Here is a 21786-nt window from a genome sequence, read left to right on the forward strand (position 1 = left end):
ACATACCGATTCAAGATGGTGGGATTAGGAACTGGGCTTTTATTTTGTTAATATATAGGTAGATAACATGTTTTTTAAAAAGGGAAGGGATCATATGACAGAAAGTGGATGGCAGTTGGAACACAGTTACGCCAGTCTACCCGAGATATTCTATAAGTCAGCAAAGCCGGAGCGCGCGGAGTTTCCGGAAATCGTCCTGTTCAACTGGAAGCTGGCCGAAACGCTGGGACTCGATCCGAGAAATCTTCAGACGGCATCCGGCGATGTCTTTTCAGGCAATACGATTCCGGATGGCGGCATGCCGATTGCACAGGCCTATGCCGGCCACCAGTTCGGCAGCTTTACCATGCTCGGTGATGGCCGGGCAATTCTCCTCGGCGAGCAGATTACGCCGGACGGACAGCGGTTCGACATCCAGCTGAAGGGGGCTGGACGCACAGCGTTCTCCCGCATGGGAGACGGGCGTGCACCCCTTGGGCCGATGCTCAGGGAATACATCGTCAGCGAGGCAATGCATGCGCTCGGCATCCCGTCGACCCGTGCGCTGGCCCTGGTGACGACCGGAGAGGCGGTCAGCCGTGACAGGATGCTGCCCGGTGCGGTATTGACCCGTGTGGCTGAGAGTCATATGCGGGTGGGCACGTTCGAATACGCCGCCCGCACCGAAGGGGAGGGCAACGTCAAAATACTTGCCGACTATGCCATTGAACGCCATTATCCGGAGCTTGCCGGTGAGGACGACGATGAAAAGTATCTGAAGTTCCTGGATGCGGTCATCGACCGCCAGGCATCCCTCATCAGCAAGTGGCAGCTGGTGGGATTCATCCATGGTGTGATGAATACGGATAATATGACCATCAGCGGAGAGACGATCGACTATGGTCCATGCGCCTTCATGGACACGTATGATCCGGAGGCGTCCTTCAGCTCGATCGATGTCAACAAGCGTTATCGCTACCGCAACCAGCCGGGCATCGCCCAGTGGAATCTCGCACGGTTTGCAGAAACGCTGCTGCCGCTCCTCGATGAGGATAAGGAGGAGGCGGTGCAGATCGCACAGGACTCCCTGAGTGCATTCGGCAGACTGTATAATGAATACTGGCAGGCCGGCATGCGGGATAAGCTGGGGCTGGTCGGCGGCAAGGCGGATGATGACCTGGCGATGGAACTGCTCGATCTGATGGCGCATCATAAAGCCGACTATACACAGACGTTCAGGGCGCTGTCTCTGGACGACCCGGATGGCGTGGAATTCAGCGACAGCGAGCGCTTCAACGACTGGCACGGCAGGTGGCAGGAACGACTGGAAGCACAGGATGCAACGATGGAGGCTGCCCACATGCTCATGCGCAGTGTGAATCCGGCGGTCATCCCGAGGAACCATCTGGTGGAGGAGGCGCTCGACCTCGCCGTGGAGCAGGGCGACTACAGCAAGGCATCCAAGCTGATCGAGGTGCTGACGAACCCGTTCGATGATGGGCACGACAAGGAGTACAAGGAGCCGCCCGAAGATGATGACAAGGTCCATATGACATTTTGTGGCACATGATATATGAAGAAAAGCGTATTCCCGGTGGGAATACGCTTTTTGCGTGGGGGGGATGCATTTGATTGCCATCGGCCGGAATGCTCAGTGGCAGTTGACCGGCACACACCCTATTTCCGCCCCTTCACATTGAAGAAGTCGCCGCCCTTCTTCTTCTCATCATCGGTGCCCCAGTCGGTGACATCGGATTGTCTCACAAGGTGGGGAATATGTTTGGAGCAGTGTATGTAGGCTTCATCCACGCGGATTCTTACCCAGCGTTCGGCGCGGCCTCCTTCCTCTGTGTGCATCTGTTCGATTGTGGCGGCGTCGAGGCCGATGGCGGGAAGGTCTTCATTTTCGATGATTGCTGCGCTGCCATTGACGTGGAGGCCGATGTGGTGGGTGAAGAAGTCGATGAACATCAGGCCGATATGCGGGTTTTCGGTAATATTGCCGAGGCTCGCCATCACGCCGTTGCCGCGGTATTCGGGGTAGAGGAGGGTGTGCGCATCCAGAACCCGCACGAATCCGGGATCGCCGGCGCGGAATGAGTTGTCGCAGTTGCCTTTGGCGTCAGCCGTGGAGATGAAGACCATTTCCTGGTCTGCGATAAACCGGGTCATCTCATGGTTCACATGATCGATCATCTGGTTCGTGTAGAATGCATCGGCGCGTCTTTTCGTACCATAGTGGGTCTGAAGGTTGCGTTCGCCTTGGGACATTGGAGTCTTCCTTTCCATATGCGGACATAAAAAGAGTGGGCACGAGATCTGATGGTCCGTGCTCACTGTCATGTCAGAGTACTTTTTCGATGTCTTTCTTCATTTTGAGCGGGGATGTGGTCGGGGCCACACGTGTCACGACGTTGCCGTCACGGTCTACAAGGAATTTGGTGAAGTTCCACTTGATCTTGTCGCCCATCATGCCCCCCGCTTCGCTTCTCAGGTGCTTGAACAGCGGGTGGGCATCCTCACCGTTGACATCGATGATGTCATGGATGTCGAAAGTGACGCCATGATTGATGCGGCAGGCTTCCTCTGCATCCTGTGCCGATCCGGGTTCCTGGTTGTTGAACTGGTTGGAGGGGAAGCCGAGGACGACGAGGTCCTGATCCTTGTATTCCTGGTGCAGTGTTTCGAGTTCATCGTACTGCCCGCGCAGGCCGCATTGGCTTGCGGTGTTCGCAATCAGCAACGGTCTGCCTTTATATTTGTCGAGCGAATACGTCTCGCCATTCGCCTTTTTGACTTCTATATCATAGATACTCATACGAACACTCCTTTATGGGATGATACCTACATTATATGTAATCCTGGACACAAGCACCATTGATTCGGCTTGTACTCCAGGATCGGTTATCCCATCTGCCTGTCGGATTGGGGATAGGAGAAGAAGGCGGCTCGGCTTTTGTCTGCAAAGCCGCATTCCATGCAGACATAGCGGTGTGCCTTGCCGTTGAGATAGCATTTGACGATATCCCTGTGCATGCAGTCCGCCTGGTCTTTCAATTCTCCCTTTTCGCGTTTTATTTCGATCAGCTTCTCAATCTGCTGGCTCGAAAACTTTTCCATCTTCCTTTCCTCCTCTGCGTATGAGTATCCCATGAATTTATTTTTCAATGCGTTGATAGTCTTACATATCCGTTTTTGGGGCGGTTAATCATTATGGGGTGAATTTTTACAATTAAATCGTTTTCATATTACATAAACTGGATACATGTCTGTTATATTCAAACAAATTCGTCCTATCGCATCGGGCGGTTATGCTATGATATATTCTAACTACTCATCCATGGGGAAACGGGAGGGGAATGCCGATGACAGCTGAAATGATTTTTGTTGCCCTGATGATCGTACTGATGCTCCTTGGCCTGCTGTTTGAAGTCGCCCGTGCCGACCTGATCGTCTTCTTCTTTCTGGTCGTCTTTCTGCTGACGGGAATCATTTCAACCGAACAGGCGCTGAGCGGCTTTTCCAATGAAGGGATGCTCACCGTCCTGCTTCTTTTCATCGTTGCCGGTGCCATCCAGAAGCATGGCATCATAGAAAATTACATCGACCGCCTGCTCAGCGACCACAGGGGGACGAAGCGCTCGATGATCAAGCTGCTTGCGCCGATCTCGCTGTTTTCGGGATTTCTCAATAATACGCCGATCGTGGTCACACTGACGCCCATCATCAAAAACTGGTGTCAGAAGAATGGGATTGCGCCATCGAAATTCCTCATCCCACTGTCCTATGTGACGATTCTCGGCGGGACGATCACACTGATCGGCACATCGACGAACCTGGTGGTGCATGGCCTCCTCATCGAGTCAGGACGGGAAGGCTTCGGATTCTTCCAGCTGTCGGTCGTCGGATTGCCGATTGCGCTTGCCGGCCTGGTCTACATTTTCACCCTTGGGTATCGTCTGCTGCCGAACACGCTCGGGGCAAAGGAGCAGATCCGCGAGGAAGTGAAGGAATTTCTGGCGGAAGCGGTGATCGAGAAGGACTACGAGCACGTCAATGGCCGAATCGTCGAAGCGGTGAACAACTCGCTGAAGGGGATATACATCATCGAAATCATCCGCAATGAGACCCGCATCTTTCCCGTGACGCCGAGTACCGTAATCGAAGAGGGGGACCACCTGCTGTTCTCCGGTACAATCAATACGATCGCATCCGTGCAGAAGCAGAAGGGCATCACGCTGAAGACGGGCACGGACCAGACACTGGACAGCCTGAAGGACGACAAGTTCGAGCTGGTCGAGGCGGTCATCTCCCATCAGTCGGGACTGGTGGGGAAATCCGTGAAATCCGCACGGTTCCGTTCGAAATACAGTGCCGGCGTCATTGCTGTCCATCGCAATAATGAGCGGATCAAGAGCCGTGTCGGGGATATCATACTGAAGCCGGGCGATACGGTGCTGCTGCTCGCCGGCAATGATTTTCTGGAGACGCACATGCATTCCATCGACTTCTATGTCGTCACTTCCCTGACGCCGCCGGAACCGCTGCATCAGAGCAGTGCGAAAGGATGGGCGGGCCTTGCACTTCTGCTCGTCATGATCGCCTCTGTGACGCTCGGATTCCTGTCGATGTTCGAGGCGATGCTGATTGCGGTCATCCTGCTGATGCTCTTCAAATTCATCAACGCCGATGAGATGTTGAGCTATATCCAGTTCAACGTCATCCTGCTCATTGCCAGTGCGTTCGGCGTCGGGGCGGCGATGATGGAATCGGGCCTCGCCCAGTTCCTGGCCGAAAACATGCTGATGGTCGCAAGACCGCTCGGGGTTCTAGGTGTCATCGCCATCCTATACATCATGACGAACATATTCACTGAACTGATCACCAACACCGGGGCAGCCGTGCTGATGTTTCCGATTGCGATGGAGATGGCGACGCAGATGAACATGGACTACATGGGACTCACCGTGACCATCGCCATCGCGGCTTCCGCAAGCTTCATCACACCGATCGGCTACCAGACGAACCTGATCGTCTATGGTCCCGGCGGCTACAAGTTCACCGACTACATCAAAGTGGGCGTCCCATTGTCATTGATGACGATGGTGATCTCCACACTGATCATCTATACCGTATGGTTCTAAAATAAAGTACACAGAGAAGGAAAGGATAGAAAAAGATGAAACTGGGCATCCTGGATCAAATGCCGCAGCCAAAGGGCAAGACGGCTGAACAGACGGCAGCACACACGATTGATATGGCACAGACGGCGGAAAGCCTTGGATACAAACGCTACTGGTTCGCAGAGCATCATGCCACTCGCGGCATGGTGTCGAGTGCGCCGGAGATCATGATGGCCACGGTGGCGAGCCGGACCAGAACGCTGAAGGTGGGCAGCGGGGGCATCCTGCTGCCGCAATACAGCCCCTTCAAGGTGGCATCGCAGATTGCACAGCTCGAGTCGCTGTTTCCCGGGCGTATCGAGGCGGGCGTCGGACGCTCGCCCGGCGGCGGGGAGTTCATCCGAAAGCTGCTGGCGGACGGCAAGCCGAACCAGATGGCCGAATACCCGGATAAACTGAAGGATCTGATACAGTATCTGGACGGCAGCGCCAGAGTGCGGGCCGCACCACGGACCACCGCGCGCCCGGAACTCCATTCGCTCGGCCTCGGGGAAAACAGTGCCGTACTTGCCGGAATCCTCGGCATCGGCTATGTTTTCGGCCACTTCATCCGGCCGGACCGCGGCGTGGAGGCATTCCGCGCGTATCATGATGCATTCGAGCCGGGGTTCATGGAAAACCCCGTCGCACGTGCATGTGCATTCGTGATCTGCGGTGAGGATGACGACCATGCAGAAGCGCTGGCGCAGAGCCAGGACATCTGGCTCCTGAATGTGGAGAAGGGGCTCGACAGCCAGGTGCCGACGCCGGAAGCGGCGCAGAAGAAGTATGAAGCACTGACGGAGGCGGAACGTGAAAAAATAAGGAACAACCGCAGGCGTATGATCATCGGCGGCCCGGATACGGTCAGGGCAGAGCTTGACCACTACAGCGGCCTGTACGAATGCGACGACTGGCTCATCCTGTGCAACCTCCATGACTGGGAGGAGAAGAAGCGTTCATTTGAACGGCTTGCCGAAATTTATTTGCAGCAGCCTTAATATGATATTGTAAAAGTGCTTCACTCAATCGCTTTCATCGTCAACGATTTTTGTGCTATATTAGCTTAGTTGACTTTAGAAAGAGGTGTTGCATCATGGAATTTACAGTATGGAATCTTGTGACCGATCTCGGTCTCATTGCGATGCTGCTGCTCGTTGGAATGTTCCTGCGCGCACGCATCGGCATCCTGCAGCGGTCATTCATGCCGGCAAGCATCATCGCGGGGATCCTCGGACTGATCTTCGGACCGAACATGCTCGGATGGCTGTCATTTTCAGAGTTCATCGGGGATTATCCCGGTGTACTGATCGCGATCGTATTCGCTGCGATCCCGCTGACCACGGGTCGGTTCAATATCAGGAAGATGATCAACAAGGTCGGCGGACTGTGGTCCTATTCACAGATTGCGATGCTCTTGATGTGGGGGCTCGGACTGCTGTTTGCGCTGGTGCTGCTCGTGCCGGCATTTGACGTCCACAACGGCTTCGGACTCATCCTTGCCGCCGGCTTCGTCGGCGGCCATGGCACCGCAGCCGCACTCGGGGATGCATTCGCCCAGCAGGGCTGGGAAGAAGCCACTTCCCTTGCGATGACATCCGCAACGCTCGGTGCCATCCTGGCCATCGGGGTCGGTCTGGCGCTGATCAGGAAAAGTGCGAATGAAGGATATGCGAACTATATTTCCAGATTCGATGAGCTGCCCGAGGAGCTCAGGACAGGGCTCATCCCGGAGGAGAAGCGTGTATGGGGCGGGAAGGATACGGTTTCCGCCATCTCCATCGACCCGCTCGTCTTCCATATGGCACTCGTCGTCTTCGTCACGATGATCGGCTACTATTTGAGCCAGTTCGGGGAATCCCTCTATGACGGGCTTGCCATTCCGGCATTCTCCCTCGCTTTCCTCGTCGGCCTCGCCCTGAGCCTGCTGCTCCAGGCAGCCGACATGGACAAGTACATCGACAAGAGCGTGATGTCCAAAGTGAGCGGCAGTGCAACAGATGTCCTCGTCGCCTTCGGCATCGCCTCCATCAACCTGACGGTCGTTGCACAGAACCTGGTGCCGTTCCTCATACTGATGGCTTTCGGCATACTGTTCACATATACTTTCTACCGGTTCGTCTCCCAGTACTATTTCCAGGAGCACTGGTTTGAAAAGGGAATATTTACATTTGGCTGGATTACGGGGGCTGTTGCAATGGGTATTGCGCTGCTCCGCATCGTCGATCCGAAGCTTGAAAGCGGAACGCTCGAGGACTATGGGCTTGCCTATATCCCGATTGCGCCCGTCGAAATTGCGCTCATCACCTTTGCACCGCTGTTCATTTTGAACGGACAGCACTGGCTGTTTTCGGTGATTACGATTGTGTTGAGCCTGGCCATCATCATCTTCTCCTACTCGAGAGGATGGCTGCACCTGAAGAGGAATGCATAAGTAGATAAAATGAAGACCCTCTCGGATGAGCGGGTCTTTTTTTAAGGGAAGAGAGTGGGGCGCCCAACTGTCAGTCGTGACTCCGACGAATGACGATTGGAGGCCCCTAATCCATCCACCACAGGACAAAATCCACTGATTTGTATTATACTGGAAATATAATATATTAAATGGAGCCGGATTATGGAAACGGCAAACATACTTGCATGGACACTGCAGTTCGAAACGGACATTCCGAATGATATCGATGATATTCTGATAGGGGGCGAATGCCCTATTGCTGCATACAAGACATTGAGGGATGCGGCGATCTTCACCGACAGGCGTATGATCATCCGCGATGCCCAGGGCATGACGGGCAAGAAGGTCGAGATGTACTCCCTCCCATACAGCTCCATAGACATGTGGTCGACGGAAAATGCGGCGGGCATGTTCGATGTGAACGCCGAAGTGGAACTCTGGACGAAAGTGGGCCACATAAAGATCAATCTGGGCAAAAAAGTGGATATCCGGAAATTTGACCGTCTGATCGCTGAAGCGGTGCTGAAATAGAAGAAAACGCCTATCCGCGATTGATGGAAGGCGTTTTCTTCTGTCTGCTATCTGTACATTTCTTCAACATGATCCAGGATGCCGGCCTTGAGCAGGTACTCCCTCGGGGCGAGGAACGTGACGGTAACGACACCCGGATTCCGTCCGATATCGATGGAGCCGGTTATGGTCGCCCGGTTCATGACTTCCGGCACGTCGATATTGAATAGGGCGGCTGCCCGCTCCATGCCGTTGAGTGTAGCCCCATTCAGGTCGGCGCCGGTGCCGACGAATGATACCGGGTAGCTCTTTTCGATCTCCTCAATCCGCCACTCTGCTGCAAGTGCCTTCGCCTTCTCCAGCTCCTGTTCTGTAAACGGTCTGGCGAGGGCGGGGAGGTCTTCGCCAAGCGGGAGGATGATGGGCCCTTCGATGACGAGGTTCTTTATGACCTCGACCTTCAAATCGACGATGCCGGCGACATCTGTCGTATGGCCCGCAATTTCTCCGTTGCCCTGCATGGCATGCATGTCTCCAAGATAGACGCCGCCGCCCTTCACTTTGACGGGGCAGATGACTGTCACACCCTCGCGGACGCGGTTGATATCCATATGGCCGTCGGTGCGGTCGATCAGCTGATCTTCCGTAATGCCGTATTCATGGGGCGCATCGATCAGGAACTGACCGAAGTCTCCGGCATTATGGGAATCGGGAAACGGTCTGGCAGGAGTCGTTCCCAGCTGTCCAAGAAATGGGATGACACGCGCCACGGCACCGACGATGTCATGGGGCGCAAAAGTGACGACGGGATTCTGTATGGAGTTTTCCGGCGTCGACATATACCGTTTCGCTTCATGCGCAATCTTTTCCGCACCTTCCTGATCCAACGTCAGACCGATCGTCCGCTTCCCATCGAATGCCATCGTATAGGCATTGGCGAAGGTGAAGGGGGTGACATCTTCTCCACACTCCACACATCTGACCGCCCCCTGGCCGATGCCCTCTACTTTCGACCTCGGGTTTTTTGCACCGCAGTTCGGGCAGATGCCGGCAACATAGGGGTCGCCTGTGAACCTGCCTTCCATCGGTTTGTCGTTGCCGGAGGCGGTAGCCATCGATGTCACCCGTATCGAGTTGATGTGGATTGCAATGGCATCACCGACTTCCGCACCTTCGACGAAGACGGGCTTCGTCACTTCGTGTCCGCCCTTGAGTTCCGGCGTGATCATCGGTCCCCAGCAGCCGGGTGCCGTATTGGCGACGATATGCCCACCATCTTTGACGACATACTGCATTTCATCTCCCGGATTGAGGATTCCGTTGGTAAACTGGTCGACATAGACTGTCTGCTTTGATTGCCTTTCTGTCATTTGAATCATCCCCTTTGTTTTATTACCTATATTTTAGCATGGAGGAAGGTCAGGGGAATAAGACAAAGCGCACTATTTTCTGAAAATTTATCGATGCTATAATATAAGGACACAAAGCAGGGAAATAATAAATAATTTTCCATGAAACTTCTAATTTAAAATAATTTACAAAAATAAAACCTGGTAATTATTAGTAAGCTGTTCGGTAAAGAGGATGTTGAACACATCATAGTGAATATACTGAATAATTGTAGAAGAAAGAATTTTCAAAGGTGTATTTGTCTCTATTTGAAGATAATAAAGACGGGTTTATATTCACTTCTCTACATATATCATGCATACACATTGCTCCTATATCCATTTCAGGAAGGGGACGGGTCAAAATGCAAAATATATAATTTCATATCAGCTTTGAAAAATGAAAATAAATTCTAGTAAATATTTCAATGATTCAGAATATTTGTATAATTTGTATTGATAATACACATCGTGTGATATATAATGGAAGCAAGTTAATAGTGACAGAAAAAAGGGGAAAAATGAACTTGTATCACATGAAAGTTTGCTATGTTATTTGATTATTAGATAAAGTTTCAAACCGGTCAGAAGGAGGGTAGCGTAGGGTGCATGAAGCTTTATCATAATAATAAATATTTTTTGGAAACCACATATTCCATGTATCATCGCATATGCATTGACGTGAGCGTTTCATCATGGTTTCGTAGCACAACTTTAATGAACTGTATTTTGACACTCGTTCAGTCAGCTGCACCTTGGTCGGGGGCCATTCGTGGTTAGGCAGCTGATTCGAATCCAGAAGTGAGGATTTGTTTGGTGTGAGAAAAAAATGAACTTTGTAGAAGATATAGAATGAAGCTAAGAGGATCGGTATAGGATCATTCTCCGTCCGTAACATCCACTGTGGTCTCATCCACACCACAAAGGAGTAAGTGAGCAAGGAGATATATGCATCCCAAATGCAAGAGAGACAGAAGTCATTTGGGATGCCTTTTTTTATAGGACAATCATATGAATGACCGCTCTGATGGCACACCTCATATACTGAAGGTGTTTTTATTATGCAGAAAACTAAAAATACATTTATTTATGTGAATAATTATGTAATAATATGTATCATAATAAAAACGGAGGAATGATGAAATTGCAGAAGGAACTATTTGAACAGCTGGAAGGCCTATATCCGGAGATGGTGAAGACGCGCAGACATCTGCACATGTATCCGGAACTGTCCTTCAAGGAGCAGTTTACACCGGAGTATGTCAGACAGCACCTGGAATCACTCGGCATTGAATACAGGATGCACGTCGGTGGCAATGGTGTGGTCGGCACTTTGCAGGGGGGCAGACCGGGGCCGACGGTGGCTTTGCGCGCGGATTTTGACGCCCTGCCGATACAGGATGAGAAGGATGTCCCGTACAGATCGACGATTGATGGTGTCAGCCATGCATGTGGTCATGATGTGCACACGGCGGCGCTGATGGCGGTCGAGACCGTTCTGGCCGGTGTGAGGGAAGAGCTGGCAGGGACGGTGGTCTTCATTCACCAGTTTGCAGAGGAACTGCCGCCGGGCGGCGCGCAGCTGATGATTGCCGATGGCTGTCTGGAGGGCGTCGACTACATATATGGCGCTCATGTCTGGGCAGATGATGACTATGGGACAATCGGCTTCAGACCGGGCAATGCGATGGCAGGCGGAGACAATTTCGACATCACCATTCAGGGCAAGGGCGGACATGGAGCGATTCCGCATACGACGGTGGACCCGCTTGTCACGATGAGCCAGCTTGTGATGAACCTGCAGCAGATCGTCAGCCGCAAGATGGACCCGAACGCATCGAACGTCGTCACAATCGGCAAGTTCCACAGCGGGGAGGCGACGAACGTCATCCCGGACACGGCTACTATTTCAGGCACGACGCGTACATTCGATACGGAATCGAAAGCTGTGATGGAGCAGTGGATCCGCCTGATGAGCGAGTCGACGGCTGCGCAGAACGGAGCGACGGCACAGGTGGACTTTACATATGGCTGTGTACCGCTGATCAACAGTGAAGCGGAAACGGCGCAGCTCAAGGCGCTTGCAGAAGCCCATCTACCGGATATGGCCGTTACTGAGAAGGCGCCGATGATGACATCCGAGGACTTCGCCTACTACCTTGAGCATGTACCGGGATCCTTCTTCTTTGTGGGTGCACGCAATCCCGAGATCGGTGCAGTCTATCCGCACCACCATCCGAAATTCGATGTGGATGAACGGGCCATGACGGAAATCGGCAAGGTGTTCATCCTCGCGGTACTGCACCATATGAATGGACTGGAGGTTGCGGCTTGTGAAACAGCAGAATCCTCCAAATAAAAAGCGTCTTGAAATGCCGGATACGTATGTCATTCTATTCCTCGTGCTGGTGGCGACGGCGATTGCCACATACTTCGTGCCTGCCGGCGCCTTTGAAAGGGAGCAGGTGGACGGCGTCGAGCGCGTGGTCTCGGGCACATTCGAAAGTACTGCACAGAACCCGGTCGGCTTCATGGATGTCTTCATGGCACTGCAGACCGGCATGGTCGAGTCGGCAGGCCTCATCTTCCTGGTACTGTTTGCCGGCGGGATGTTCGAAGTGGTGGAACGTTCCGGGGCGATAACTGGGGGCATCATGAGTGCAGTCGACAAGATGCGCGGCAGGGAGTTCATGCTGATCGCGGTCATCTCCGTCCTGTTTGCACTCGGTGGCGCAACAGGTGCGGTGGCGAACTCCGTCATCCCGTTCGTCGCCATTGGCGTCATGCTGGCACGCGCCCTCAAGCTCGATGCGATCGTTGCGGTGTCCATTACGTTCGGCGCGACCTTCATCGGTTTTGCTGCCGGATTCCTGAACCCATATACGGTCGGCATCGCGCATGCGATTGCAGAGCTGCCACTTTTCTCCGGCATGCTCTTGAGGGTCATTTCGTTCGTCCTGCTGGTGGGCGTGACGATCTGGTATACGTGGGTGTATGCCAAACGCATCATGCGTGATCCCTCACGCAGCCTGATGGGCATTCTCGAAGACGAGGGGGACGAAGCGGATATGAAAGATGCGCCGTTCACCTTACGCCATAAGCTCATCCTCGGCTGGGTGGCCGCGGCACTTGCGTTCTTCGTATTCGCCGTCATCCAGTTCCAGTGGACGACGAACCACATGGCAGCCTTCTTCATCATCATCGGCGTTGTAGCCGGCATCATTGCAGGCATGAACTACAATAAGCTGACATTGACATTCCTGGAAGGGTGCAAGAACCTTGTCTACGGTGCGCTGATCATCGGTGTGGCCCGTGCAGTGCTTGTGGTGATGGAACAGGCGAACATACTGGATACGATAGTCAATGCACTATCCGTACCGCTCGGTGCGCTGACACCCGTGCTTGCGGCCATCGGCATGTTCATCGCCAATACCGTGTTCAATTTCTTCGTCCCTTCGGGGAGTGGGCAGGCGGCGATCATCATGCCGATCCAGACACCGCTTGCAGACATGATCGGCGTCACACGCCAGGTGGCTGTACAGTCATTCCAGTTCGGTGACGGCTTTTCCAACAGCATCTTCCCGACTTCCGGGCCGCTGATGGCAAGTCTCGCAGTCGCAGGAGTGCCATGGATAAAATGGGCGAAGTGGCTGCTGCCGCTGTTCATCATCTGGTCGGTCATCGCAATGGCCGTCCTGGCCATCGGTGTCATGATCAACTGGGGTCCACTATAGAAGGGGAAGCCGGCATCCATTCATGGTTGCCGGCTTTCTAAATTGTGTAAAATTGGTATGGCAATATTCAAAAAAATATGATATCTTCATCTAGTGTTCATAGAAAGCGTTTTCGAGGAGGTTTAAAAATTGTCAAAGTTGAAAAATACATATCGGAACATGTGGCGGGAGTCCAAGCGGACGAAGTCGCTGCTTAAATTCTTCAGTGTGGACGAAGCCAAGAAGCATGCTGAACAGGGCAATCGTGGACCTGAAAATGAGGGGCCTGCCAAATCATACGGCCGCATGCAGATGGTTGGCCTGATTCTGGGGCCCCTGCTGTTCATACTCACACTGCTCTTCCTGCAGACGGATGGGCTCGATTCAGCCGGAGTGTTCGTAGTGGCATCGACATTATGGATTGCGACATGGTGGATTACGGAAGCCATTCCGATTCCTGCGACATCCCTCCTGCCGCTGTTCCTCTTCCCGCTGGGTGGCATCATGGACAGCGATACGACGACAAGTGCCTACGGCAATGACATCATCTTCCTGTTCCTGGGGGGATTCCTGCTGGCCATTGCAATGGAGAGGTGGAACCTGCACACGCGGATTGCGCTTACGATCATAAAGGCAATCGGTACGACGACTGCGACCATCCTGCTCGGCTTCATGATAGCGACAGGCATATTGTCCATGTTCGTCAGCAACACCGCAGCGGTCATGATCATGATTCCGATCGGCATGGCGATCATCAGCGAGGCGCACTCCCTATCCAAAAATGATCTGGATGACAACCTGCGCAAGTTTGAAAAGTCACTGGTGCTCGGCATCGGCTATGCCGGTACGATCGGCGGCCTCGGTACGCTGATCGGCACACCGCCCCTCATCATCATGTCGGGACAGCTCCAGGAGCTCTTCGGCATCGAGATGAGCTTCGCGCAATGGATGCTGTTTGGTGTTCCAATCGTCATCATCTTCCTGCTCCTGGCATGGGCATACATGCATTTCTTTTCATTCAAGCATGGCATGGACCATCTGCCGGGCGGACGGGAGATCATCACGAGCGAACTCGACAAGCTGGGCAGGATCACCCGGGAAGAAATTCTCGTTCTCGTCGTTTTCCTGTTCGCTGCATTCATGTGGATCACGCGCGGGTTCATCTGGTCCAACTGGTCTGTAACGGAAATGCTTACGGATGGATCCATCGCCATGATGGCAGCGGTCATCCTGTTTCTGCTGCCGACAAAAAGGAAGTCGAAACGTATTCTGGACTGGTCCGTCGCCCGTGACCTGCCGTGGGGTGTACTGCTCCTCTTCGGAGGCGGTCTCGCCCTGGCAGCCGCCATCGTGGAGACCGGGGTCGACCAGTGGCTCGGTGAACTTCTGACGGCTGTGGAAGGCATCCATATCGTCATCATCATCTTCATTGTTGCGCTGGGTATCCTGTTCCTGACGGAAATCACGTCCAATACCGCAACAGCCACGATGATCCTGCCGGTACTCGCCGGACTGACGATCGCACTTGAAGTCCATCCGCTGACACTGATGGTGCCTGCAGCCATGGCGGCCAACTGTGCCTTCATGCTGCCGGTGGGCACCCCGCCGAACGCCATCGTGTTCGGTACCCAGAAGATCACCATCCAGGAGATGGCCAAGACAGGATTCGCCCTGAACATCCTTGGCGTCATCCTGATAGTGACTTTCGTCTACCTCCTGATGCCGATCATTTTCGGCATCGACCTGCTGAACTTCAGTGGATAACAAATTAAAAAGAATGCCCCGCCTCTATGAGGCGGGGCATTCTGTCTGGATAGGGCGGGGAGTGCCTGTCAGTTTGTCCAATTGTCGCTGAGTATTCCAGTGAGTGACAATTAGAAACGAAAACCGTCCCAGCACATCATTCTACTCCTTCGCATCTGCGAAATCGCTCAACGGGACGACATAGACATAACTGTCCTGGCTGCCGACGATAAGGGTGTCATTGACGATGATGGGGCCGGCGGGGGCGAGGGTGCCGCCGAGCACCTTCTCCTTGACCGGTTCGCCGGTCTCGGCGTCCATGCCGACGACCCTGCCTTCTACATTGGAGAAGTAGACGATTCCGTTCTTGGCCACAGGTGGCGCCTTGGCGGCCTCGTCTTCATAGGCCCACAGCTGTTCGCCGCTCTCGAGGTCATAGGCATAGTATGTCTGTGTTTTTGGGCTGGCGACGTATACCGAACCCTCATATATCATGGGGGCTCCGGACTTGTTGTTCTGGACAGGTTCCCCTGTTCCCCAGTTGTCCTCCCAGAGGATTTCGCCGGATTCGGTGTCCATCGCATAGATTTCATGCTCGGTTTCTCCATCTTCATTTTCGACGAGTGCAGTGGTGACGACGGTGCCTTCACTTACGGCTGGCGGGACATCATCGAGGCCCATGACGACTTCGTCGAATTCGGTCTGCCATTTCACCTCATCCTGCTCGAGGTCATATGCATAGAAAGTGTAGGGCAGAGGACCGCTTCCGCCGACATAGAGCGTATCTTCATGTATGTTGGGCGAGGACATGCTGACGGTGGAGCCGAGTGCGTGTCTGTACGCGAGTTCACCTGCATCGAGTGTCAGCTTATACAGGTGACGGTCGCCGGTGGCAATGTATAGGTGGTCTTCATATATGGCAGGGGTCGGCATGACTTCCCCTTCGGTTTCGAATTCCCAGAGGATTTCCCCTTCTTCTGCATCAAGCGCCATCACACCGCTTTCCCCAGTGCCGCGTATGCCATTATCCTGGAAATGGCGGTTGCCGTAGCCGACATATACCGTGCCTTCATGATAGATGGTTTCGGAGTGGATCCAGTTCGGTGCCGTCTCCTCCCAGATCCTGTCGCCGGATTCGAGGTCGAATGCAAGGATGTGGCCGGAGCTGTGGTTGCCGATGAACAGTTTGCCATCAGCGACGACAGGGGTCGCGCGTACTTCGTCTTCAGTTTTGAACTTCATATTTTTGAGCGGCTCATGACCCGAATCGATTACCGCATTCTTTTCAGGGTTGAAGCGGTACTGGGTCCATTCCTCCGCACCGAATGTCTCCATGCTTTCAATCTCTTCAGAAGTTTCTTCCACTACTTCGCCTGTTGCTTCTTCACCTGTTGCTTCTTCAGAGGTTTCTTCCGCCGTTCCTTCAGGGGACGCATCTTCCGTTCCTCCACACGCGGCAAGCAGGAGTATGCCTGATAATATCGAGTATTTCATCGTACGTAACAGTGTCATATTTTTTCCTCCCAACATTTTATTGTGCAATAAATCCCTTTTACGTTTAAGGGATACTCTGGTAGGCTATATTCTAGAAAACAAAAAGAGGAGCTAAAAAAATATATGGAAACCAATTTATCCAACGTAGAACGTACGGAACTGGACAATACCATGTCCAAGCGTTTCATCTGGGCCATTGCCTATGGTTCAAGCATCGGATGGGGCGCCTTCATCCTCCCGGGAGACTGGCTGGTCTCCTCGGGCACACTCGGATCGACACTCGGCATCACCATCGGCGGCATCCTGATGCTGATCATCGCCGTGGCATATGGTGGACTGACCACACGGTTTCCCGTCTCAGGCGGCGAATTCGCATTCAGTTATGCCGGATTCGGAAAATATGTCAGCTTCATCGCATCATGGTTTCTGGCACTTGGATACATATGTGTCGTCGCCCTGAATGCCAGTGCCTTCAGCCTGCTGTTCAAGTTCATTCTACCTGAATTTCTCGAAATCGGCTATCTATATACGATTGCAGGCTGGGATGTCTATATAATGGAAGTGATCCTGTCTTCCCTCGTATTGATTCTCTTTGCATTCATATCAATCAAGGGGAGCGGCCTGTCCGGGAACCTGCAGTTCCTATTCTGCCTATTCATGGCGCTTGTGGTGACGGTGCTCTTCGGATGGTCGTTCTTCTCGGGCGAGTTCGCGCTGTCCAATGCCGAGCCACTGTTCAACAATGAGAACGGCATATGGACGTCGATCATCCTGATCGTCGCGATTGCGCCGTGGATGTATGTCGGATTCGACAACATCCCGCAGGCGGCCGAAGAATTCAAATTCAGTCCGGATAAGACTTTCAAACTGATCGTCTTCGGCATCATCGCCTCCATCATCACATATGTACTGATGATCCTGATCACTTCCTGGGTATACCCGGATGAGCAGTCGATCGATGGTGCATTGTGGGTGACTGGATCCGTCGTCCAGTCCTCCATGGGCGCACTCGGCATGACACTGCTGGCACTGGCAATTTCATTCGGCGTATTCACGGGGCTGAACGGCTTCTATCTGTCGTCATCCCGGCTGCTGTTCGCCCTCGGGCGTGCACGGTTCATTCCGCCGGTCTTCATGAAACTCGGTAAAAATAAAACGCCTTATGTCGCCGTGCTGTTCATCATGACGGTGTGCCTGGCGGCACCGTGGCTCGGACGTACGGCGCTCAGCTGGATTGTCGACATGTCATCGACCGGCGTCTCCGTCGCATTTCTGATCACGAGCCTCGTGGCGGTCAAATTCTTCAGCAGGAAAGAGAACTATAACATCCTGTATATCATCTTCGGGGTGCTGGGTGCACTGATTTCACTGGCATTTCTCGTGCTGCTGCTGTATCCGGGGTCACCCGCGTCACTCAGTGCACCATCATACATCGCACTCGGTGCATGGGTGGTGCTCGGTGCCATCTTCTTCCTTTTCCAGTTGAAGAAGCTCAGGGCCCTGACAAAAGAGGAACTGGATTATCTGATCCTCAATAAGGATGAGTAAAATTCTTTATCCATGAATGACCCATTCCTGAAGTGGATGACAGGTGGAAAGGCGCTCCAATGGGAGTTGTCTTTCCACCTTTTCTGATGCGATTTTCCGGTCCGATACCTCTGTTTCCAGGACATGTGACGTACGATGCGGTGCAGAAGAGAGGTTCACAAAGGTGAATGTATTCAAAAAAGCCGACAGCACGATGTTCGTCCTGAACTTTCTGCCGGGACAGAAGTTGCCTGAACACAACCATCCCGGTCATGAACTATATTTTCATCTCATCCAGGGGGAAGGGCAATTTCCGGTCGATGGCGAGGATATCGAAGTGGTGGAGGAGGATGTCATCCATATCGGTCCGGAGGAAAGGAACCAGTTTCGTAAACAATAGTGCAAACTGCGCATCCATCCATGTAACGATGAGTCGGCTCCATCAGTAGTGCTGCTGGACAGAGAAAATATGGAGGTTCCCATGAACTTCCGGCTTCATGGCCGGGAGTTTGTATTTGCCGGAAAAGCAGGGAAGAAGGTTGGGCTTTTGTAAATATTACAGTTGTGTTACAATAGGTTCGTTATATTACGGGAGATCATCCGAAAGATGAGGGAGACGACCAAATTGAAACCGATATTCCTATTATTCGCAGTTGGGATGCTGACAGCCTGTGGCGCCGGTGCGAAGCAAAATGTCGACTTCGAGGATTTCAATACTGAAAGACCGATGGTGAACATGATTACACATAAGAGCATCCAATTGGATTCCTCTATCAAATACACGGACCGAATAACCACTTTGGATGCAGATGACTACCCGGAACATGCTACGGGAACCACGAGCCGGGAAGAAATGAACGCGGTCAACGTGGACTACTCCGAAGAGGAGTCGGTACAGATAGAGGATGTGACCCGCAAGGCGGAAGGCATCCAGCAGGAAGTTTCCGGGGTGTGGGCAGAGACTTTTACGCCCATGTATAACCAGTTCCTATGGCACGGACTCGACAGCGACACGCTGGCAGCCAACCTGGAAGCGATGCATGAGTCCTACGGGGAACTGGAAATGCAAGTCGACAGTCTGAAAACGCCGGCATTCCTGGCACCGGAGCATGAAGTGGTGCTTGAACAGGTGAAAGCAGACCTGTATTTGGCCATTTCAAACCGTACACTGGCACTGATCGAGTTCAAACTGATGAATCAGAATGAAGACTATGCGATGAATGAAGCGATGCTCGACATCCATCTGCAGAACAGCAGCAAGTACCTCTCGAGTGCTTCCCAGTCACTCAGTCAGCTGGAAAATCTGGAAGCGAGCGCCGGAAAAAACGGTGATGAACTGATCGTAGCTGATGAATAGCCGATAAAAAAGGTGGATTCCATTTTTGGAATCCACCTTTTTTGCATTATTGATTCTGACGATCGCCGTCATTGCCCTTGTCATTCTGGTCGTCACCGGCACGTGTAGTCGTATCTTTGTCTGTCATCTCACGGCCCGTGTTGCTTTCTTCAGTGTTCGGGTCGGCGCTGTCTTCACCGCCACCGAAGCGATCGACGACCTGGTCGCCTTTCTCCTTGACGTTGTCCCATTTATCTTTGACACCGCCATCGCCGTTGCCGTCTTTAATATTATTTACAGCATCTTTTGCTTTATCAAATAATCCTTTTTTCTCTTCAGCCATAATCAACATCTCCTTTGCGTTAATTCTTATACTATATGTTTACCTATATATACAAGGTTCTAAACATGGATCGTCAAACCCATTGAAAAAGCACCGTCCGATGGACGGTGCCGGGGGATGCTATTTTTTGTCGTTGAATGCGTCTGTTGCCTTGTCTTTTACGTCGTTCGCAGCGTCCTTGACTTTGCCTTCCGTCTCCTGACGCTTGCCTTCTTCTTTCGTCTTGTCATCATTCATCATGTCGCCGGCAGCTTTTTTCGCCTTGCCCATGAATTTGTCTTTTTTGCTTGTATCATCAGCCATCAGTAAACACCTCTTCTTATGAATTGTAGTTTTGCTTTCCATAGGTCGATTCCCAGTTCGTGGGAAGGTTAAACTTCTAACGGTTTCCGGAATCGTATCGATTGTCGTGGAAGACGCTCTTGTCCGTCTCTTCGTCCACATAGAATTCCTTGCGCTTCTTATTTATATCGGAAAGGACGTCCTCCATGGAGTCGTCTTCGGAATTGCGTTGTCCAAGTTTTTCGTCGGATGATTCTTCGAACATTTTCTCCGTCTTATCCTTTTTGAACATGTGGCAACCTCTCCCTTCCTTTTTATTTCAGTACCCGTCGCGAAACGGAGTGAAACATTACCCTTTCGGGTAAAGTGGGGTGAGGTGATGACATGTATGCAATAAATGGCAAATTCAATCAGACATTCCGGGATTTCGGGATATATCGGCGGCTCGGCATTGTGAGCGTGACGACGACCCGCTTCAAGGAAAGCGTCATGGGCCCGGGACCGGGGGATCTGTTTGCGCTGTACAGCACACGCCAGGGTTGGCTTGGCGTCGGGAGGGTGGTGGAACCGGCCGTACCCTTCCGGGATTTCAGGATGCATCAGGGCGGCCGGCTGATCGACCAGGATGCGTATCCTTTCAAGGAGATCCAGCGCATCAACCCCCATTTCGGCAAAGAGGAGTATGTACTGCGCGTGGAATGGCTCGCCATCGTGGATACGGTGGAGGAGGGGGAACTGATCGGCGGATTCGACTCTGATGACCCGGTCATAGTGCTTGATGATAAAACGGAAGCGGAAGTCTTCAGGGCATTCGACCTTTCCATATGAAAATAACCCTCTCCAGGTCGGGAGGGTTATTATGGTCTACCGGACTTTCTGTTCAAGCAGCGCCTCGCCTTCATCCGTCAGCTCGATATTGCTGTAGTAGAAGTCGTAGTCGAACGGTATCAATATAATGAGGCCTTTCTGCTCCATCAGTTTCATATGAAAGTCCACAGTGCGGATATCATATTCCGCCATGCTCGTGTTCGGATAGTCGAACAGTTCGTGCTTTACATTATATAGTATATTATATTCCAGATTTCTATCGTATGAATACTGCATATGATCACTCCTGCCAGAATAGTATAAGAACGTCTGTTCTATTTGTCAATGATATTTATTTAGATGTAAATGCCAGGGATTTATGTTTAAAGACCTCTATGATGTGGAACACTATATAATGTAACGATATTCTATAAGGAGTGATTGATTTTGGCTAAGAAAGTCGCAGTAATCATGACCAACATGGTAGAAGATGTCGAATATACAAGCCCGGTCGAGGCACTTCAGAATGAAGGGCACGAGGTGGAAGTCATCGCACCCGAAGCCGGAGAAATAGAAGGTAAGCAGGGCGGCAAGTTCCAGGCGGATAAAAGCATTGCTGATGCAAGCCCGCAAGACTATGACGCAATCCTGGTACCTGGCGGATTCTCCCCAGACTTGTTGCGTGCCGACCAGGAAGGCCGTTTCGGCAAATTCGCAAAACACTTCCTCCAGGAGGACAAGCCGACATTCGCAATCTGTCATGGACCACAGGTACTCATCGATACCGACCTGTTGAAGGAACGCAACATTACTTCCTTCATCTCCGTAAGAAAAGACCTGGAGAACGCAGGTGCAAAAGTGCATGACAAATCCGTTGTGGTCTGCAGCAACCTCGTATCCAGCCGCAAGCCGGATGACCTGGAAGACTTCAACCGTGAAATCAAGGCACAGCTTGCCTAACCAATTGTGATATGTAAAGAGGTTTAAATTTAAGGAATCAACAGCAGGTCCAACCCAAATAGGGTTGGATCTTTTTTTGGATGAAGA

General features: G+C 52.3%; 22 protein-coding genes. 13 read left to right on the forward strand and 9 right to left on the reverse strand.

The window, feature by feature from the left end; genetic code table 11:
* Positions 1–94: 94 nt before the first annotated feature.
* Positions 95–1549, forward strand: coding sequence for a protein adenylyltransferase SelO (locus RQP18_RS04215; protein ID WP_342388915.1), 1455 nt, complete (start codon positions 95–97; stop codon positions 1547–1549).
* Between the two features lie 107 nt (positions 1550–1656).
* On the opposite strand, the gene RQP18_RS04220 is transcribed toward RQP18_RS04215, so the two are convergent.
* The 3 genes from RQP18_RS04220 to RQP18_RS04230 all read right to left on the reverse strand — a co-directional run bounded on the left by RQP18_RS04220 (position 1657) and on the right by RQP18_RS04230 (position 3099).
* Positions 1657–2250, reverse strand: coding sequence for a pyridoxamine 5'-phosphate oxidase family protein (locus tag RQP18_RS04220; protein ID WP_342388916.1), 594 nt, complete (start codon positions 2248–2250; stop codon positions 1657–1659).
* Positions 2251–2323: 73 nt separating this feature from the next.
* Entirely contained in the window at positions 2324–2797 is a 474-nt protein-coding gene (locus RQP18_RS04225; RefSeq protein ID WP_342388917.1) for a glutathione peroxidase, read from the reverse strand.
* A gap of 86 nt (positions 2798–2883) precedes the next feature.
* Positions 2884–3099: a hypothetical protein gene (locus tag RQP18_RS04230; RefSeq protein WP_342388918.1), complete on the reverse strand. Its 216-nt coding sequence runs from the start codon at positions 3097–3099 to the stop codon at positions 2884–2886.
* 245 nt (positions 3100–3344) lie between these two features.
* Here RQP18_RS04230 and RQP18_RS04235 point away from each other — a divergent pair, with 245 nt between their 5' ends.
* From RQP18_RS04235 to RQP18_RS04250, 4 genes are all read left to right on the forward strand, one after another.
* The gene (locus RQP18_RS04235; RefSeq protein WP_342388919.1) at positions 3345–5123 is read left to right on the forward strand and encodes an SLC13 family permease; all 1779 of its coding nucleotides are present in this window, start codon (positions 3345–3347) and stop codon (positions 5121–5123) included.
* A gap of 35 nt (positions 5124–5158) precedes the next feature.
* Positions 5159–6142, forward strand: a complete 984-nt coding sequence (locus RQP18_RS04240) for an LLM class flavin-dependent oxidoreductase (RefSeq protein ID WP_342388920.1) — start codon at positions 5159–5161, stop codon at positions 6140–6142.
* Positions 6143–6237: 95 nt separating this feature from the next.
* A complete protein-coding gene (locus RQP18_RS04245; RefSeq protein ID WP_342388921.1) occupies positions 6238–7575 on the forward strand; it encodes a sodium/glutamate symporter in 1338 nt (445 codons plus the stop codon).
* Between the two features lie 183 nt (positions 7576–7758).
* Entirely contained in the window at positions 7759–8127 is a 369-nt protein-coding gene (locus RQP18_RS04250; protein ID WP_342388922.1) for a PH domain-containing protein, read from the forward strand.
* A gap of 47 nt (positions 8128–8174) precedes the next feature.
* Here the strand turns inward: RQP18_RS04250 and RQP18_RS04255 are convergent, their stop codons facing one another.
* Positions 8175–9476, reverse strand: a complete 1302-nt coding sequence (locus tag RQP18_RS04255) for an acetamidase/formamidase family protein (protein ID WP_342388923.1) — start codon at positions 9474–9476, stop codon at positions 8175–8177.
* Positions 9477–10629: 1153 nt separating this feature from the next.
* Here RQP18_RS04255 and RQP18_RS04260 point away from each other — a divergent pair.
* From RQP18_RS04260 to RQP18_RS04270, 3 genes are all read left to right on the forward strand, one after another.
* A complete protein-coding gene (locus RQP18_RS04260) occupies positions 10630–11853 on the forward strand; it encodes a M20 metallopeptidase family protein (RefSeq protein ID WP_342388924.1) in 1224 nt (407 codons plus the stop codon).
* Positions 11828–13228, forward strand: a complete 1401-nt coding sequence (locus RQP18_RS04265) for a YfcC family protein (RefSeq protein ID WP_342388925.1) — start codon at positions 11828–11830, stop codon at positions 13226–13228. The genes RQP18_RS04260 and RQP18_RS04265 overlap by 26 nt, the downstream gene beginning before the upstream one ends.
* A gap of 159 nt (positions 13229–13387) precedes the next feature.
* Positions 13388–14971, forward strand: a complete 1584-nt coding sequence (locus RQP18_RS04270; protein WP_342389364.1) for an SLC13 family permease — start codon at positions 13388–13390, stop codon at positions 14969–14971.
* 141 nt (positions 14972–15112) lie between these two features.
* On the opposite strand, the gene RQP18_RS04275 is transcribed toward RQP18_RS04270, so the two are convergent.
* A complete protein-coding gene (locus tag RQP18_RS04275) occupies positions 15113–16462 on the reverse strand; it encodes a PQQ-binding-like beta-propeller repeat protein (RefSeq protein WP_342388926.1) in 1350 nt (449 codons plus the stop codon).
* 105 nt (positions 16463–16567) lie between these two features.
* On the opposite strand from RQP18_RS04275, the gene RQP18_RS04280 reads away from it, so the two are divergent.
* From RQP18_RS04280 to RQP18_RS04290, 3 genes are all read left to right on the forward strand, one after another.
* Positions 16568–17992: an APC family permease gene (locus RQP18_RS04280; RefSeq protein ID WP_342388927.1), complete on the forward strand. Its 1425-nt coding sequence runs from the start codon at positions 16568–16570 to the stop codon at positions 17990–17992.
* Between the two features lie 163 nt (positions 17993–18155).
* Positions 18156–18371 carry a cupin domain-containing protein gene (locus RQP18_RS04285; RefSeq protein WP_342388928.1) on the forward strand — a complete coding sequence of 72 codons (216 nt, stop codon included), beginning with the start codon at positions 18156–18158 and terminating at the stop codon, positions 18369–18371.
* A 225-nt stretch (positions 18372–18596) separates the two neighbouring features.
* The gene (locus RQP18_RS04290) at positions 18597–19328 is read left to right on the forward strand and encodes a hypothetical protein (protein ID WP_342388929.1); all 732 of its coding nucleotides are present in this window, start codon (positions 18597–18599) and stop codon (positions 19326–19328) included.
* 46 nt (positions 19329–19374) lie between these two features.
* On the opposite strand, the gene RQP18_RS04295 is transcribed toward RQP18_RS04290, so the two are convergent.
* The 3 genes from RQP18_RS04295 to RQP18_RS04305 all read right to left on the reverse strand — a co-directional run bounded on the left by RQP18_RS04295 (position 19375) and on the right by RQP18_RS04305 (position 20224).
* Positions 19375–19659 carry a hypothetical protein gene (locus RQP18_RS04295; RefSeq protein WP_373446130.1) on the reverse strand — a complete coding sequence of 95 codons (285 nt, stop codon included), beginning with the start codon at positions 19657–19659 and terminating at the stop codon, positions 19375–19377.
* Between the two features lie 111 nt (positions 19660–19770).
* The gene (locus RQP18_RS04300) at positions 19771–19953 is read right to left on the reverse strand and encodes a CsbD family protein (RefSeq protein ID WP_342388931.1); all 183 of its coding nucleotides are present in this window, start codon (positions 19951–19953) and stop codon (positions 19771–19773) included.
* Positions 19954–20029: 76 nt separating this feature from the next.
* Positions 20030–20224 carry a hypothetical protein gene (locus RQP18_RS04305; protein WP_342388932.1) on the reverse strand — a complete coding sequence of 65 codons (195 nt, stop codon included), beginning with the start codon at positions 20222–20224 and terminating at the stop codon, positions 20030–20032.
* A gap of 92 nt (positions 20225–20316) precedes the next feature.
* Between RQP18_RS04305 and RQP18_RS04310 the strand changes: the two genes are divergently transcribed.
* Positions 20317–20760, forward strand: a complete 444-nt coding sequence (locus tag RQP18_RS04310) for a hypothetical protein (RefSeq protein ID WP_342388933.1) — start codon at positions 20317–20319, stop codon at positions 20758–20760.
* Between the two features lie 36 nt (positions 20761–20796).
* Here RQP18_RS04310 and RQP18_RS04315 read toward each other — a convergent pair whose 3' ends face one another.
* Complete coding sequence (locus tag RQP18_RS04315; RefSeq protein ID WP_342388934.1) at positions 20797–21036, reverse strand: hypothetical protein; 240 nt, start codon at positions 21034–21036, stop codon at positions 20797–20799.
* Positions 21037–21186: 150 nt separating this feature from the next.
* Between RQP18_RS04315 and RQP18_RS04320 the strand changes: the two genes are divergently transcribed.
* Complete coding sequence (locus tag RQP18_RS04320) at positions 21187–21699, forward strand: type 1 glutamine amidotransferase domain-containing protein (RefSeq protein WP_342388935.1); 513 nt, start codon at positions 21187–21189, stop codon at positions 21697–21699.
* The last annotated feature ends 87 nt before the right edge of the window (positions 21700–21786 follow it).

It is taken from the genome of Salinicoccus sp. Bachu38 (assembly GCF_038561955.2).
Lineage (GTDB): Bacteria > Bacillota > Bacilli > Staphylococcales > Salinicoccaceae > Salinicoccus > Salinicoccus bachuensis.